This is a genomic window from Rhizobium sp. S152 (assembly GCF_030380735.1).
Taxonomy (GTDB): domain Bacteria; phylum Pseudomonadota; class Alphaproteobacteria; order Rhizobiales; family Rhizobiaceae; genus Rhizobium.
In genome coordinates, this window is sequence record NZ_JAUDRZ010000026.1 from 17,732 (window position 1) to 34,338 (window position 16,607).

The following is a 16,607-nucleotide window of genomic DNA, read 5'->3' on the forward strand; positions in this document are numbered from 1 at the left end:
GATCGTCATCTCGAATAAAGGAACTATTTAATGGCGAGCGCGAGTGAAATTCTCAAGCAGATCAAGGAAAACGACGTCAAGTTCGTGGACCTGCGCTTTACGGACCCCAAGGGCAAATTGCAGCACGTGACGATGGACGTCGTCTGCGTGGACGAAGACATGTTCGCCGATGGCGTCATGTTCGACGGTTCGTCCATCGCCGGCTGGAAGGCCATCAACGAATCCGACATGGTGTTGATGCCGGACCCGGAAACGGTTCATATGGACCCGTTCTTCGCGCAGTCCACCATGGTCATTCTCTGTGACATTCTCGACCCGGTCTCGGGCGAAGCCTATAACCGCGATCCGCGCGGAACCGCCAAGAAGGCAGAAGCCTATCTCAAGGCATCCGGCATCGGTGACACCGTGTTCGTCGGCCCTGAAGCCGAATTCTTCGTCTTCGACGACGTCCGCTACAAAGCCGACCCCTATAACACCGGCTTCAAGCTGGACTCCACGGAATTGCCGTCGAACGACGACACCGAATACGAGACCGGCAACCTCGGTCACCGTCCGCGCGTCAAGGGCGGCTACTTCCCGGTTCCGCCGATCGACAGCTGCCAGGATATGCGTTCCGAGATGCTGACGGTCCTCAGTGAAATGGGGGTCGTCGTCGAAAAGCACCACCACGAAGTGGCGGCTGCCCAGCACGAGCTCGGCATCAAGTTCGACACGCTGGTGCGCAACGCCGACAAGATGCAGATCTACAAGTATGTCGTGCACCAGGTCGCTAACGCCTACGGCAAGACGGCGACCTTCATGCCGAAGCCGATCTTCGGCGACAACGGCTCGGGCATGCACGTTCACCAGTCTATCTGGAAGGGCGGAAAGCCGACCTTCGCCGGTGACGAATACGCGGGCCTGTCCGAAACCTGCCTGTACTACATCGGTGGCATCATCAAGCATGCCAAGGCACTGAATGCCTTTACCAACCCGTCGACGAACTCCTACAAGCGTCTCGTCCCAGGCTATGAAGCACCGGTTCTGCTCGCCTACTCCGCCCGCAACCGCTCGGCATCGTGCCGCATTCCTTTTGGTACAAACCCGAAGGCAAAGCGCGTCGAAGTCCGCTTCCCGGATCCGATGGCGAACCCCTACCTCTCCTTCGCGGCCATGCTGATGGCCGGCCTCGACGGCATCAAGAACAAGATCCATCCCGGCAAGGCGATGGACAAGGATCTCTACGACCTGCCACCGAAGGAACTGAAGAAGATCCCAACGGTCTGCGGCTCGCTGCGCGAAGCGCTGGAAAGCCTCGACAAGGACCGCAAGTTCCTGACCGCCGGCGGTGTCTTCGACGACGACCAGATCGATAGCTTCATCGAGCTGAAGATGGCCGAAGTCATGCGTTTCGACATGACGCCGCATCCCGTCGAATACGACATGTACTATTCGTCTTGATCAAAGCATTGGAAAGCCCCGGACATCCGGGGCTTTCGTCTATCTGGTGCCACGCAGTTCTTTTCGTTGTCATGACACTCATGTGACGAGATTTCACACAAATCTTGATTTAAGCGGCACCAATCACCAAATTGGGTGATGAAAGGAAGTCGTACCATGAAAGAAAAAGTAGCTAAGTTCAGTATCGGCGAAGTGGTTCGGCACAAGGTCTTCCCGTTCCGCGGCGTCATCTTCGATGTCGATCCGGAATTCGCCAACACGGAAGAATGGTGGAACTCCATTCCCGCCGAAGTGCGGCCGAGCAAGGATCAGCCCTTCTATCACCTGCTCGCCGAAAATGATGAAAACGAATACGTCGCCTACGTATCCGAGCAGAACCTGACGAACGACGAAAGCGGCGTGCCGCTGCGCAACGAGCAGGTCTACCAGATCTTTGATATGGCGCCGACAGGGCAGTTCAAACCCAAGATGAGCTTCGCCCACTAAGTCGCAGACATATATCTTCTTCAACCCCGCTTACGGCGGGGTTTTTCTTTGCCCAGGCGGCAACAAAAAACCCGGCGCGAGGCCGGGTTTTCGATGTCTGGTTTGCGCCTGGATTACTGCGCCTTGGCGGCCTTCTGGGCGTCTTCGAGCTTCTTGCGCGCTTCGTCAGCCTTCTTCTGCATGCTGTCCTGCAGGCTCTTCTGGCTTTCGGCGAGCTTGGAAGCGGAAACCGCTTCGCCGTCGAATGCGCCGGTGAAGCCTTCAAGCGAGATCTTGATCGGGTTCGGCGCGCGGCGGAAGTTGATCGAGGTCAGAACGAGGTCCGTGCCCTTCTTCAGGCTGGCGACCATGGCGTCCGTCAGTGGGATCTGCGCGACGCAACGGTCGGGCATGCACATCAGGTAGTCGATCTTCTGGCTCTTGCCGCCATCGATCTGCATGCCGATGCCCGGAGGAATGAGGCGTGCCGGCGGAACCGAAACCTGAAGGCTCTTATTGTTGATCTTGCCGGAAACGGTGATCAGGCCAACGCCGGTAACGAGCTGGCCGCCGCCTGCCAGGACGACGTTCTGGACGACGCAGACGTCGTTGTCTTCCTGCTTGCTGCAGGTCTTGTACCAGCCCAGACGCGGAGCGCCGGCGGCCTGCGCGCCGTCAGCTGCTTCCTGCGCGAAAGAAGACACCGGAGCCATCGCGGCGCCAAGCATCACTGCCATTACGGACAGGGCTGCCCGTGTTTTCTTTTCAGACTTGAACATCATACGAATTCCGTCTCCTGGTATCCCGTTGGGACAGCGGATATGCCGTCCTCACCAACAGGGTTGTTCGCTTTTGACCTCTTAAAACAATGAGGCAAATGCATGACCCCCCGACTTCGGCGTTCGTGTTACATCGCGTGGCTGCAGATTTCCAGTGTTTCTTTGGCGAATTGGCGAGCGTCGGAAAGAATTTGCCTTAGATGGTGAATTGAGCGAAGCCCATGATAGTCTTCGACCGAATCGTGCCGTTTCCGGAAAGGATGCAGACTATGCTCCGGATTGTCCTCCCCGTTGTCTTTACCCTCGTCAGCAGTGCGGTTCTCGCCGAACCGGTCCATGGCATCGCCATGCATGGAGCGCCTGCCCTGCCGGCGGATTTCAAGCATTTTCCCTATGCCAATCCCGACGTGAAGAAGGGCGGAAAGATCACCTATGGCGTGGTCGGCACGTTTGATAGTCTGAACCCGTTCATCTTGAAAAGCTCGCGCACGACGGCGCGCGGCATGTGGGATCCGCAATACGGCAATCTCGTCTATGAAGCCCTGATGCAGCGGTCGAGCGACGAACCTTTCACGCTCTATGGCCTGCTCGCACAATCGGTCGAATGGGATGACGATCGCAGCTATATCCAGTTCAATCTCAATCCTGGCGCCAAATGGTCGGACGGACGGTCCGTGACGCCTGATGACGTGATCTTTTCCTTCGATCTGCTGCGGGAGAAAGGTCTCCCGCGTTTTTCCAGACCACTCAAGCTCATATCGAAGATGGAAAAGGTGTCCGAGCAGGGCGTCCGTATAACCTTCAGCACTGAAGCGGATCGCGAGACGCCGATGATCGTCAGCCTCCTTCCTATTCTGCCAAAGCACGCGATCGACCCCGAGGCTTTCGACCGGACGTCGCTGGCAACGCCGATCGGCTCCGGTCCATACAAGGTCAAAACGGTCAGACCGGGCGAGAGTATTACTTATGAGCGTGATCCGAACTACTGGGGCAAGGATATTCCCGCCAAGGTCGGCCTCGACAATTATGACCAGATCACCGTGCAGTATTTCCTGCAGGACACGACGCTGTTCGAATCGTTCAAGAAAGGCGACATAGACATCTATCCCGATGGCAGCCCGGGCCATTGGGCAAGCGCGTATAATTTCCCGGCGGTGGCCTCCGGCAATGTCGTCAAGGACGTGTTCGAACCGAAGCTGCCATCGGGCATGTTCGGCTTCGTCTTCAACACCCGCCGTCCGGTCTTCGCCAATCCGAAGCTGCGCGAAGGCCTGTCGCTGATCTTCGATTTCGAGTGGGCCAACAAAAACCTGTTCTCCGGCGCCTATATCCGTACCCAGAGCTATTGGCAGAATTCCGATCTTTCGAGCTTCGGCGTCCCGGCCGACGAGCGCGAACTGAAGATGCTCGGTCCTATCAAGGACAAGATCGATCCGGCGATTCTCGACGGCACCTACAAGCTGCCGGTCACCGATGGCTCGGGCCGTGACCGGAACGTGCTGAAAAAGGCCGTCGGCATTCTGAAGGAGGCCGGCTATACGATCAAGAACGGTAAGATGAGCGACGACAAGGGCCGTCCCCTCACCTTCGAGATCATGACGCAGAACACCGACCAGGAGAAGCTCGCTGTCTCCTACCAGCGCTCCCTGCAACTGCTTGGCATCAACGTGTCGATCCGCACGGTGGACGATTCGCAGTACCAGAGCCGCACCAATACCTTCGATTACGACGTCGTCGTCAAATCCTTCACTTCGTCGCTGTCTCCAGGCATCGAGCAGATGGGCCGCTGGTCGTCGGCCTCAAGGGACCGCGAGGGCACGGATAATTTTGCCGGCGTCGCCGATCCCGATGTCGATACGCTGATACAGCATATTCTGACCGCCCGCTCCGCCGAGGATTTTACCGCTGCCGTGCGCTCGCACGACCGCATGCTGCTCTCGGGCCACTACGTCCTTCCGCTCTACCACGTCGATAAGCAGTGGGTCGCGCGCAGCAAGCGCATTGGCCATCCCGATACCGTGCCGCTCTACGGGTACCAGCTGCCGGCTTGGTGGGACCAAAGCGTACAATAGGCGCAGGTTCCATTTTCCTGCCTGGTTGAAGTCTGCTGCCGCAGCGACTAGATGGCTGCAATGCAAGGCGGAAAATCAGGAAAGGAAAGCCCGTGGAACGCATAGTGATCGACGTCGTCTCGGATGTTGTCTGCCCCTGGTGCTATCTCGGCAAGGCCCGCCTCGAGCTGGCGATTGCCGAGGTTCAGGACGAGGTCGGCGTCGACGTCAACTGGCGGCCCTATCGGCTCAATCCCGATTACCCGCCTGAAGGCGTCGATCAGAAGACGGCGCTGGAAGAAAAGCTCGGCGGCGCCGAGCGCGTCGCTCAGGGACACAAGACGCTGACGGATTTCGGTCGTGAGGTCGGCATCAACTTCAATTTCGACGCCATCAAGATCGGCCCCAACACGCTCGATGCCCATCGTCTCATTCACTGGGCGATGATCGAAGACCGCGACAAGGCGGACCGTGTGGTCGATGGGCTGTTCAAGGCGAACTTCGAGGAAGGCCGCAATGTCGGCGACCACGCCGTGCTTCTTGATATCGCAGAGAAATCCGGTCTCGACCGTGCCGTGACCGCCTCCCTGCTGGCCTCCGATGCCGACAAGGTTCTCGTCATCGAGGAAATCGAATCGGCGCAGAAGATGGGCGTCAACGGCGTGCCGTTCTTCATCTTCGACCAGCAATATGCCGTCAGCGGCGCGCAGACGCCCGACGTGATCGCCGGCGCGTTGCGCGATATTGCCAAGGCGAAGCCCGAAGCCCGCGCCGGCATGAACTAGGCGGGGCCTTTAAAGCATGTCTCCCGAAAGTGGTCACCGGTTTCGGGAGACATGCGAGAGAACAAAGACCTAAAGCGCAACGAGCGAATCTGAAAGATCGCGACGCGCTTCAAGGCTTCGCCATCTCCGCCAGTTGCGTCATGACAACGGCTGCGCCCTGCAGCCGTTTTTCCGGTGTCGGCAGGTCGCGTGTCAGGAACACGCTGTGATCCGGCCGGATTTTCGCCATCGAGCCCTGCTTGGCGATGAAGCCGACGAGATTGGCGGGGTTCGGGAATTCCTTGTTTCTGAACTGAACCACGATCCCCTTCGGACCCGCATCCAGCTTCTCGACATTGGCGATGCGGCAGAGCGATTTCACGTAGACGATCTTCAGGAGATGCTGCACCTCGATCGGCATCGGGCCGAAGCGGTCGATCATCTCGGCGCCGAAGGCATCGATCTCCTTGAGGCTGCTGACCTCGCCGAGGCGGCGATAAAGGCCCATGCGCAGATGCAGGTCCGGCACGTAGTTGTCGGGGATCATCACCGACGTGCCCACGGAAATCTGCGGCGACCAGCCGGTGTCCTGGATCTCGTCGACCCCCTTCACCTCGGCCACTGCCTCTTCCAGCATCTGCTGGTAGAGCTCGAAGCCGACTTCCTTGATGTGCCCCGACTGCTCTTCGCCGAGCAGGTTGCCGGCGCCGCGAATGTCGAGGTCGTGGCTGGCAAGCTGGAAGCCGGCGCCGAGCGTGTCGAGCGACTGCAGCACCTTCAGGCGCCGCTCGGCCGTTGCCGTCAGCACCTTGTTGACTGGCAGCGTGAACAGCGCGAAAGCGCGCACCTTGGAGCGCCCGACGCGGCCGCGCAGCTGGTAGAGCTGGGCCAGACCGAACATGTCGGCGCGGTGCACAATCAGCGTGTTCGCGGTCGGCACGTCGAGGCCGGATTCGACGATCGTCGTCGACAGAAGCACGTCGTAGCGGCCCTCGTAGAAGGCATTCATGATGTCTTCGAGCTCGCCGGCAGGCATCTGTCCGTGCGCGACGGCGACCTTCAGTTCCGGCACGTCCGAGCGCAGGAAGGCATGCACGTCTTCCAGATCGGCCAGCCGCGGGCAGACATAGAAGCTCTGACCGCCGCGATAATGCTCGCGCATCAGCGTCTCGCGGATGACGAGCGAATCGAATGGCGAAATGAAGGTGCGCACCGCCATGCGGTCCACCGGCGGCGTGGTGATCAGCGACAGCTCGCGGACGCCGGTCATCGCTAACTGCAGCGTGCGCGGGATCGGCGTTGCCGAGAGCGTCAGCACGTGCACGTCGCTCTTCAGCTCCTTCAGCCGCTCCTTGTGCTTGACGCCGAAGTGCTGCTCCTCGTCGATGATGAGCAGTCCGAGATTGGCGAACTTGATGCCGGCGCCAAGCAGCGCGTGGGTTCCGACGACGATATCCGTCTTGCCCTCGGCCACTTCCTTTTTCGTCAGCGCCAGTTCCTTCGAGCCGACGAGGCGTGATGCCTGCGCCACCCGCACCGGCAGGCCGCGGAACCGCTCGGCGAATGTCTTGAAGTGCTGGCGGGCGAGCAGCGTCGTCGGCACGACGACGGCGACCTGGATGCCGTTCATGGCCGCGACGAAGGCTGCGCGTAGCGCCACCTCGGTCTTGCCGAAGCCGACGTCGCCGCAGACGAGGCGATCCATCGGACGGCCGGCTCCGAGATCGCCGCGCACCGCCTCGATGGCGTTGTCCTGGTCCTCGGTCTCGTCATAGGGGAAGCGCGCCGCGAACTCGTCGTAGAGGCCTTCCGGCGTCGTCAGCACGGGCGCGTGTCGCGTCATGCGCTCGGCGGCGATGCGGATCAGGCCGTCGGCCATGTCGAGCAGGCGTTTCTTGAGCTTGGCCTTGCGCATCTGCCATGCGCCGCCGCCGAGCTTGTCAAGCTGCGCCTCGGTCCCCTCGCCGCCGTAGCGCGAGAGCAGGTCGATGTTTTCGACCGGCAGGAAGAGCTTGGCCTCGTCGGCATACTGCAGCTCCAGGCACGCGTGCTGCGCGCCGGCCGCCTGGATCGTCCTGAGGCCGACGAAGCGGCCGATGCCGTGTTCGGCGTGGACGACGACCGATCCCTCGTCGAGGCCCGCCACTTCGGAGATGAAGTCGGCGGCGCGCTTGCGGCGCTTGGAGCGGCGCACCATGCGGTCGCCGAGAATGTCCTGCTCGCCGATGACGACGAGTTCGCCGCTCTCGAAGCCGGCCTCCAAATTGAGCACGGCCGCCGCCGCCTCACCCTTGTCGAGCTTGTCGATCTCCCTCAGCGCGGCGATCGGCTTGACCCGCTCCAGCCCATGCTCGTTCAGCACCTGCAGCAGCCGTTCGAGCGAGCCTTCCGTCCAGGCGGCGATCAGCACCTTGGCGCCCTTGGCGCGCCGGTCGGCCACATGCTTGACGACCGCGTCGAAGACGTTGACGCGCTCGGCATTGCCGCCCGTGTCTTCCGCGTTCGAGCGCGCCCAGCGTTCGCCTTGGCGCGCGTCGATGTTGATGACCCGCCTTGCTTCGCCCTCATGCTCGTTGAAAGGCGTGATGCGGATGGCGTTGAACGCGTCCAGCGTCTGCGAGAAGGTCTTGCTTTCCAGATAGAGTTGGCCCGGCACCACCGGCTTGTAGGGCGTGCCCTGAGCCATCTGGCCCTTGACCGGCTGACCGGAGTTCAGGCGGGCGTCATAATAGTCAAGAACGAGCTTGGAGCGCTCTTCGGCGGCCTCGCGCACTGTATGGTCGGTGACGAGGCGGAAACCCTTGAGATAGTCGAAGACGGTATCCAGCTTTTCATAGAAAAGCGGCAGCCAATGCTCCATGCCGGCGTAGCGGCGTCCCTCGGAAACCGCGAGGTAGAGCGCATCGTCGCGCGTCGCCGCGCCGAAGGAGGAGAGATAATTCTTGCGGAAGCGGCTGATGGTATCCGGCGTCAGCGTCACCTCGCTCATCGGGTTGAGGTCGAGCGAGCGTACCTGCCCCGTCGTTCGCTGGCTGGCCGGATCGAAGCTGCGGATGCTTTCCAGCGTGTCGCCGAAGAAATCGAGCCTGACCGGCTCTTCCGTGCCGGGCACGAAGACGTCGAGAATGCCTCCGCGCACCGCGTACTCGCCTACTTCGCGAACGGTCGCGACGCGATCAAAGCCGTTGCGCTCCAGACGTCCGGCGACGTCCTCCATCCGCACCCGGTTGCCGGGTCGGGCGGAAAACGCCAGGCTTTCGATCACGTCCTGCGGCGCCACCTTCTGCAGCATGGCGTTGACGGTCACGAGCACGATCGCCGCGTGCGGCTTCTTGTGGTGCGCGATAAGCCCGCTCAGCGCCGCCAGCCGGCGCGCCGACGTGTCGGCGCTGGGTGAGACGCGGTCGTAGGGCAGACAGTCCCAAGCGGGCAACGTCAGGACAGGGATGTCCGGCGCAACGAAGCCGAGCATCTGCTCCAGATCGGCCATGCGCTGGCCGTCGGACAGCACGTAGGCAACAGGGCCTCCGGCGCGCGCCAATTCCGCCAACAGCACCGGCTCTAGCCCGGAGGGCACGTTGCCGATCGTCAGCGGCTCGGCGAGAGCGGCGAGCTTCCTTGCGTCAAATCCTGGTATCATCATGCTTTCCCGGGCAGGCTATCGGCCGGATATTCGAAATCGGGCTTGTAGGCCGCCAGACGTTCGAACATCGGTGTCTGGAAACGCTCCGGCACCGGCCAGGTTCCCATGATCCAGCGCACCAGGTCATTGTCTTCCTCGGCCATGATCGTCTCGAACTCGTCGAGTTCTGCCTCGGATAGGTCAGCGATTTCCTTTTCCGCGAACTGGCCGAAGACGAGGTCCATCTCGCGGATGCCCCGGTGCCAGCAGCGAAAGAGAATCCGGCGGCGGCGCGGGTCGAGATCGGCGCTCGAGAGTGTGACACCTGTCATGGCATGACCTTCCTGTTGATGCGCCTCTATAGACCGTCGAAAGCGGCTTGTCAGCCTTGCCAAGGCCGCATTGTTCGTCGCATTTTGCCGGCATGCGCCCCGCCATCCTCGATCCCCTGTTTTCTCCCGCTTCGGCCCTTCCCGGCGTCGGCCCGAAGATTGCCGAGCTTCTGGTGAAGCTGCTCGGCCGCGAGACGCCCGAGGATTGCCGCGTCGTCGATCTTCTGTTCCATGCGCCGCACTCGCTGATCGACCGGCGCAACCAGCCCGGAATCGCTCGCGCCCCGCAAGGCGCGATCGTGACGATCACCGGCCGCGTCGATCGCCACCAGCCGCCGCCGAACCGCAAGAGCAACGTCCCCTATCGCGTCTTCCTGCACGACGAGACGGGTGAATTGACGCTCGTCTTCTTCCGCGGCCAGTCGAGCTGGCTGGAGAAGCAGCTCCCCCTCGACGAGGAGGTCACCGTCAGCGGCAAGATCGACTGGTTCAACGGCCGCGCATCGATGGTGCATCCTGATTACATCGTGAAGGCCAGCGAAGCCGAGAACCTGCCGTTGGTGGAGCCGATCTATCCGCTGACCGCAGGGCTCTCTCCGAAGACGCTGCGCAAGATCATCGAGGCGGCGCTGCCGCGCATGCCCGTGCTGCCGGAGTGGATTGACCTCGCGCTTGCCGAGAAGCAGGGATTGCCTGAGATCTCCGACGCCTTCCACATGCTGCACGAGCCGCGCGATCCCGCCGATATCGATCCGCAAGCCCCTGCCCGCCGCCGTCTCGCCTATGACGAATTCCTCGCCGGTCAGCTGTCGCTTTCGCTGGTGCGCCAGCGTCTGCGCAAGGTCGCGGGTAAACCGGTGCACGCGACGGGCGCGATCAGCGGCCGGATTCTCGAAGCGTTGCCGTTTTCACCGACACAGAGCCAGAGCACGGCCGTAGTTGAAGTTCTGAAGGACATGGCCGGCGAGGACCGCATGCTGCGGCTGCTGCAGGGCGACGTCGGTTCCGGCAAGACGCTGGTGGCGCTGCTGTCGATGGCCGCGGTGATCGAAAGCGGCGGCCAGGCCGTGCTGATGGCGCCGACGGAAATCCTCGCGCGACAGCACCACGCGACGATCTCGAAATTCGGCGCCGCCGCCGGCCTAAGCATCGAGGTACTGACCGGACGCACAAAGGGCCGCGAGCGCGATGAAATCCTCGAGCGGATTGCCTCCGGCGAAGCGCAGATCGTCATCGGCACCCATGCGCTGTTCCAGGACAGCGTCAACTACAAGAACCTGATGCTTGCCGTGGTCGACGAGCAGCACCGGTTCGGCGTGCATCAGCGTCTGCGCCTGACGGCCAAGGGGATCTCCCCGCATATGCTGGTGATGACGGCGACGCCCATTCCGCGCACCCTCGTGCTGGCGGCCTTCGGCGACATGGATGTCTCGAAGCTCACCGAAAAGCCGGCAGGTCGCAAACCGATCCAGACCATCACCATCCCGAGCGAACGCACTGGCGACATCGTCGGCAGGCTGCAAAGCGCGCTCGCCGAGGGCAAGAAGGCCTACTGGATCTGCCCGTTGGTGGAGGAATCCGAAGAACTCGATCTCATGTCGGTGGAAGAGCGGCATGCGACGCTTGTGTCCGCTTTGGGTCCCGGCATCGGCCTCATCCACGGGCGCATGAGCGGTCCGGAGAAAGACGCCGTCATGCTGGCCTTCAAGGCCGGAGAGATCCGGCTGTTGGTGGCGACCACGGTCGTCGAGGTCGGCGTCGACGTGCCGGATGCGACGATCATGGTCATCGAGCATGCCGAGCGCTTCGGTCTTGCCCAGCTTCATCAGCTGCGCGGCCGCGTCGGGCGCGGCGACGAGGCGTCCACCTGCATCCTGCTCTACAAGGGGCCGCTCGGCGAAACCGGCCACGCACGGTTATCGATCATGCGCGAAACGGAAGACGGTTTTCGTATTGCCGAGGAGGACCTGAAGCTGCGCGGAGAAGGCGAATTGCTCGGAACCAGACAGTCAGGAACGCCGGGCTTTCGCATAGCCAGTCTGGAAGCGCATGCCGATCTCCTCGAAATCGCCAGGAAGGATGCAGCCTATCTGATCGAGCGCGATCCCGAATTGACCTCGGAGCGCGGTAAGGCCGTGCGTACCCTGCTCTATCTCTTCCGCCGCGACGAGGCGATCCGCTTCCTGCACGCGGGCTGACAGCCTAAAGCTCGATCGGCTCCGGCAACTGCTTGTTCGGCCCCTTTGACTTCGAGATTTTCGCCGCCAATTCGTCCGGCGTCACGAGACCACCCGATATCAGTAGCTTGGCGCCGTCCTCAGGCGTCATGTCTAGCGGCACGATCTTCTCGCGCGGCACGAAGATCAGGAAGCCGGCGGTGGGCACGGGTGTCGGCGGCAGGAAGACGCAGACCATGTCGTGCCCCATGGCATTGAACTTCGAGGCGATCTCGCCCTTCGCGTCGGTGGCTATAAACACCATCGACCACAGTCCGGCGCTGGGATACTCGATCAGGCCCACCTTCTTGAAGGAGTTGCTGCGCTCCTTGAGCACCGTCTCGAAGATCTGCTTCACGCTCTTGTAGATGACACGAACCAGCGGCACGCGGCGCACCATCGATTCGCTGAACTGCACGATCGATTGCCCGATCAGGTTCTTGCCGAGAAAGCCGATGATGGTGATGATGATCAGGCCGATCAGGAGCCCTGAGCCTGGAACCGCGAAGTTCAGGTAGTTGTCGGGGTCGTAGCGCGCCGGAAGGTAAGGCTTCACCCAGCTGTCGGCCCAGCGGACAACGGACCATGTCAGCCACAGCGTAATAGCGATCGGCGCACAGATGATGATGCCGGCCAGAAAGTTGTTTCTGATGCGGGTCGCGATCGACAGTCGAGGCAGTTTTTCCGTCATCTCTGGCTGATGAACTCCGTTAGCAAGCCGGCAATCGGAAATCAGCGCCCCCATGGTTTCCATCGGGGACGCTGCCAGAATTCGCTGTGTCGCACAAGCCTCGGCGGCTCACTCCACCGTGACCGACTTGGCGAGATTGCGCGGCTGGTCGACGTCGGTGCCCATGAACACCGCGGTATGGTAGGCGAGCAACTGGATCGGCAGCGAGAAAATCATCGGCGCGATGATCTCGTCGACATTGGGCAGAACGATCGTTGCCATCGTCGGCAGCTTCGATGCGGCGGCGCCGGCCTCGTCCGTGATGAAGATGATCCGCCCGCCGCGGGCCGCGACTTCCTGCATGTTCGATACGGTCTTTTCGAAGAACCGGTCGTAGGGAGCGATCACGATGACGGGCATGTTCTCGTCGATCAGCGCGATCGGACCATGTTTCAGTTCGCCGGCGGCATAACCTTCCGCGTGGATATACGAGATTTCCTTGAGCTTCAGCGCGCCTTCCATGGCCAGCGGAAAGCTGGTGCCTCGGCCGAGATAGAGCACGTCGCGGCATTTCGACAGCTCGCGCGACAGGCTTTCCATCTGCGGCTCGATCAGGTTGAGCACCCGGCTCATGATGCGCGGCATCTCGGCCAGATGTCGCACCATCTGCTTTTCCTGTTCCGGCGTGATCGTGCCCCTCGCCTTTCCGGCGCCGAGCGCCAGCGACGCGAGCACGGCAAGCTGGCAGGTGAAGGCCTTGGTCGAGGCGACGCCGATCTCTGGCCCGGCCATGATCGGGAAGATCGCATCCGATTCCCGGGCGATCGTCGATTCCTTGACGTTGACGACCGCGCCGATCTTCAGTCCGTTGTCCTTGCAGTAACGCAACGACGCCAACGTGTCGGCCGTCTCGCCTGACTGTGAGATGAAGAGTGCAGCCTGCGACGGCGATAACGGCATTTCGCGATACCGGAACTCGGAAGCGACATCGATCTCGACCGGCAGGCGCGCATAGCGCTCGAACCAGTACTTGCCGACAAGGCCGGCGAGATAGGCCGTACCGCAGGCGGAGATGGCAAGGCCGGAGACAGACTTGAAGTCGATCGCCGCCGCGTTGTCACCCACTGTGTTGCTGGCGAAGTCCACGTAATGGCTGAGGGCATGCGAAATGACCTCAGGTTGCTCGTAGATTTCCTTTTCCATGAAGTGGCGGTGGTTGCCCTTGTCGACGACATAGGCGGTCGTCTGGGAAATTTGCCGAGGCCGCTCCACCGGATTGCCGGCATAGTCGAGGATCTCGGCGCCGTCACGCGTAACGATCGCCCAGTCGCCATCGACCAGATAGGCGATCTCGTTGGTGAATGGCGATAGCGCGATGGCGTCCGAGCCCAGGAACATTTCGCCGCGACCGTAGCCGATCGCCAGCGGCGGACCGGAACGGGCGGCCATCAGCGTGCCCGGGTCGCTCTTCAGCATCACCACCAGCGCATAGGCGCCGGAAACGCGGTTCAGCATGCGCAGCATGGCGGCGCGCGGCTCCACGCCTTCGCGGAGATACTTGGCCATCAGATGCGCCACGACCTCGGTGTCCGTCTGCGTCGTGAACACGGCGCCTTCGGCGGTCAGTTCGTCCCGAAGCTCGGAGAAGTTCTCGATGATGCCGTTATGGACGACGGCGACGCCATCGACGAAGTGCGGATGCGCATTGGTGACATTGGGAACGCCGTGCGTTGCCCAGCGCGTATGCGCGATGCCGGTGTTGCCGGGCAGCGGTTCGGCATCGAGCCGCTTCTCCAGATTGAAGAGCTTGCCCTCGGCGCGACGGCGGTCCATGGCGCCATTATGGATGGTGGCGACGCCGGCGGAATCATAGCCTCGGTATTCGAGCCGCTTCAGCGCATCGACAAGTCGCTCCGCGACCGCATTGCTTCCGACGATTCCAACAATTCCACACATGCAAAAGACCCCAGCAGCCATCCCTATCGAACGGCAGTCGTAATGATTTTCTCTTGTTTATCAATCGGCTCGGCGGTCACTTTCGATTTCCGCCGGTTACGGAAGGCTCAACCCTTGGTTTTCTTCGCGGCCTTGATCGCCAGCGCCCGCTCGCGCAGCACGGTCGCGCGCCCCGGCTTCAATTCCTGGCGGGCCCGACCGAAGGCGAGCGCATCGGCCGGAACTTCCGCCGTAATGACGCTGCCTGATGCCACATAGGCATTGTCGCCGATGCTGACGGGTGCCACCAGCGACGAGTTCGAGCCGATGAAGGTGTTCTCACCGATAACCGTCTGGTGCTTGTTGACGCCGTCATAGTTGCAGGTGATCGTCCCTGCCCCGATGTTCGTTCCGGCGCCGACCGTGGCGTCGCCGATATAGGTGAGGTGGTTGACCTTGGCGCCTTCGCCGATCTTGCCGTTCTTAACCTCGCAGAAGTTGCCGACCTTCGATCCCTCGGCGAGATCCGCGCCCGGCCGCAGGCGGGCAAACGGCCCGACCGCTGCGCCGGCCGCCACATGCGCGCCCTCGATATGCGAGAAAGCGTGGATGACGGCGCCGCTGTCGATGACCGCGCCCGGGCCGAAGATGACGTTCGGCTCGATCAGTGCGTCCTGACCGATGACGGTATCGTGCGACAGGAACACCGTTTCGGGGGCGATCATGCTGACGCCCGAGATCATCAGTTCATGCCGGCGGCGCTCCTGCCAGAGGCGTTCGACATAGGCGAGTTCGGCGCGATTGTTGCAGCCGGTCATCTCGATTTCCGGCGCATCGACGGCCGTCACGCGGCCGCCGAGCGAACGGGCGATTTCCACGAGATCGGTCAGATAATATTCGCCCTTGGCGTTGCTGTTGCCGATGCGCGAGAGCAGATCGAGCGCCTTGCGGCCGTTGATCGCCATCAGGCCGCTGTTGCACCAGGTAACCGCGCGTTCGGCGTCGGTCGCATCCTTCTCCTCGCGGATGGCGATCAGTTCGCCGTCCTTGACCAGCAGGCGGCCGTATCCTGTCGGCTTGTCGGTGTGGAAGCCGATGACGACGATGTCGCTTCCGTCTGCCAGCCCCTGGCGCGCCGCCTTCAACGGTCCTTCGGTCTGCAGCGGCACGTCGCCATAGGTCACGATGATATCGTCGTAGCCGCGTGCGATCGCGTCGCGGGCCGCCAGCACGGCATGACCGGTGCCAAGCCGTTCCCTTTGCAGGAATGTCTCGATCTCGACGCCGTCGATCGTCGCCGCTTTTGCCACCGCCTCGGCATCGCGGCCGACCACGAGCGCCACCGAGGAAATCGCGGTCTTTGCAACGGCATCGACGACGTGGGCGATCATCGGCCGGTTGGCGACGGCGTGCAGCACCTTCGATTTCGACGATTTCATTCGCGTGCTGTCACCAGCGGCGAGAATGACGGCGAGGCAAGTGCGTTCCATGATCGGCTCCGAGAATCCGTTTCAGCGAGTGCTTTCCTGCCTCATAGCAGCAAGAGAAACGCGGAACCAAGATCAAAATCGATCAGGCGAACGCCTTCGGCATAGCCGCATAGGCATCGCGCACATGGTCGCGCCCTTCGATGATGACGGCCTCCATCGCCTTGCGTGCACCCTCCACATCGCCCGCGACGATCGCGTTGACGATCTGCAGGTGGGTTTCCGCGATGTTGGAAAAGCCGTTCTGCGACGGTGGCGTACTGATCCTGAACATACCCACCAACGCGGCCTCGATCAGGCTGCCGAGCGTCCGCATGAACGGATTGTGCGAGGCTTCAGCGATCGCGAGATGAAAATGCAGGTCGGCGAGCGCCAGGCTGTCCGGCGTGTGCCCGGGGGCCGCCATGGCCTGCGCCAGCTCGCGCAAGTGCTCGATATCGTCAGTGCTGGCCCGTTCCGCCACGAGGCCAGCAGCGAAAGGCTCGACCGCGAGGCGGATGTCGTAGAGCTGCAGCAGGAATTCTTCGGTCACGCCGTTGTCGAAGTGCCAAGCGATCATCTCGCTGTCGAACATATTCCAGCGATTGCGTTCGGTTACCCGCGTGCCGACGCGCGCCTTGGCGATAATCATGCCCTTGGCGGCCAGCGTCTTCATCGTCTCGCGCAGAACGGTGCGCGAGACCTTGAAGCGCTGCGCCAGCTCCACGTCTCCAGGCAGGATGCTTCCCACGGGATAGGTGCCTGCGACAATGGCGCGGCCGAGCTCCTCGACGACCTGTGCATGGCTCGTTCGCGATTTGCCCGTCGTTTTTCCCGTCTCAAGCAATCTGCTGCGCAATCAGAGTC

General features: G+C 61.9%; 12 protein-coding genes. 5 read left to right on the forward strand and 7 right to left on the reverse strand.

All coding sequences use genetic code 11. The features are described 5' to 3' along the window. The first annotated feature begins 30 nt into the window (after window positions 1-30). Window positions 31-1,440, forward strand: coding sequence for a type I glutamate--ammonia ligase (glnA, locus tag QTL95_RS19315; RefSeq protein WP_289721549.1), 1,410 nt, complete (start codon window positions 31-33; stop codon window positions 1,438-1,440). 156 nt (window positions 1,441-1,596) lie between these two features. Next, the gene (gene hspQ, locus QTL95_RS19320) at window positions 1,597-1,926 is read left to right on the forward strand and encodes a heat shock protein HspQ (RefSeq protein WP_289721550.1); all 330 of its coding nucleotides are present in this window, start codon (window positions 1,597-1,599) and stop codon (window positions 1,924-1,926) included. Window positions 1,927-2,039: 113 nt separating this feature from the next. On the opposite strand, the gene QTL95_RS19325 is transcribed toward hspQ, so the two are convergent. Next, window positions 2,040-2,687, reverse strand: coding sequence for an invasion associated locus B family protein (locus tag QTL95_RS19325; protein ID WP_289721551.1), 648 nt, complete (start codon window positions 2,685-2,687; stop codon window positions 2,040-2,042). A gap of 266 nt (window positions 2,688-2,953) precedes the next feature. Between QTL95_RS19325 and QTL95_RS19330 the strand changes: the two genes are divergently transcribed. Continuing rightward, window positions 2,954-4,756, forward strand: a complete 1,803-nt coding sequence (locus QTL95_RS19330; RefSeq protein WP_289721552.1) for an extracellular solute-binding protein — start codon at window positions 2,954-2,956, stop codon at window positions 4,754-4,756. A gap of 92 nt (window positions 4,757-4,848) precedes the next feature. Next, window positions 4,849-5,520: a DsbA family oxidoreductase gene (locus tag QTL95_RS19335; RefSeq protein WP_289721553.1), complete on the forward strand. Its 672-nt coding sequence runs from the start codon at window positions 4,849-4,851 to the stop codon at window positions 5,518-5,520. A 109-nt stretch (window positions 5,521-5,629) separates the two neighbouring features. On the opposite strand, the gene mfd is transcribed toward QTL95_RS19335, so the two are convergent. Both mfd and QTL95_RS19345 read right to left on the reverse strand, forming a co-directional pair. Beyond that, complete coding sequence (gene mfd, locus QTL95_RS19340) at window positions 5,630-9,139, reverse strand: transcription-repair coupling factor (protein WP_289721554.1); 3,510 nt, start codon at window positions 9,137-9,139, stop codon at window positions 5,630-5,632. Beyond that, window positions 9,139-9,453 carry an FAD assembly factor SdhE gene (locus tag QTL95_RS19345; RefSeq protein WP_289721555.1) on the reverse strand — a complete coding sequence of 105 codons (315 nt, stop codon included), beginning with the start codon at window positions 9,451-9,453 and terminating at the stop codon, window positions 9,139-9,141. The genes mfd and QTL95_RS19345 overlap by 1 nt, the downstream gene beginning before the upstream one ends. Window positions 9,454-9,545: 92 nt before the next feature. Here QTL95_RS19345 and recG point away from each other — a divergent pair, with 92 nt between their 5' ends. Then, entirely contained in the window at window positions 9,546-11,651 is a 2,106-nt protein-coding gene (recG, locus tag QTL95_RS19350; protein WP_289721556.1) for an ATP-dependent DNA helicase RecG, read from the forward strand. A 4-nt stretch (window positions 11,652-11,655) separates the two neighbouring features. Here recG and QTL95_RS19355 read toward each other — a convergent pair whose 3' ends face one another. The 4 genes from QTL95_RS19355 to QTL95_RS19370 form a co-directional block, all read right to left on the reverse strand. Further along, window positions 11,656-12,360, reverse strand: a complete 705-nt coding sequence (locus QTL95_RS19355; RefSeq protein ID WP_289721557.1) for a DUF502 domain-containing protein — start codon at window positions 12,358-12,360, stop codon at window positions 11,656-11,658. Between the two features lie 108 nt (window positions 12,361-12,468). Continuing rightward, window positions 12,469-14,295, reverse strand: coding sequence for a glutamine--fructose-6-phosphate transaminase (isomerizing) (gene glmS / locus QTL95_RS19360; RefSeq protein ID WP_289721558.1), 1,827 nt, complete (start codon window positions 14,293-14,295; stop codon window positions 12,469-12,471). A 107-nt stretch (window positions 14,296-14,402) separates the two neighbouring features. Continuing rightward, window positions 14,403-15,764 (reverse strand): bifunctional UDP-N-acetylglucosamine diphosphorylase/glucosamine-1-phosphate N-acetyltransferase GlmU, encoded by a 1,362-nt coding sequence (gene glmU, locus QTL95_RS19365; RefSeq protein ID WP_289721559.1) that lies wholly within the window; start codon window positions 15,762-15,764, stop codon window positions 14,403-14,405. An 82-nt stretch (window positions 15,765-15,846) separates the two neighbouring features. Beyond that, window positions 15,847-16,599, reverse strand: a complete 753-nt coding sequence (locus tag QTL95_RS19370) for a FadR/GntR family transcriptional regulator (RefSeq protein ID WP_289721560.1) — start codon at window positions 16,597-16,599, stop codon at window positions 15,847-15,849. Window positions 16,600-16,607: the final 8 nt, after the last annotated feature.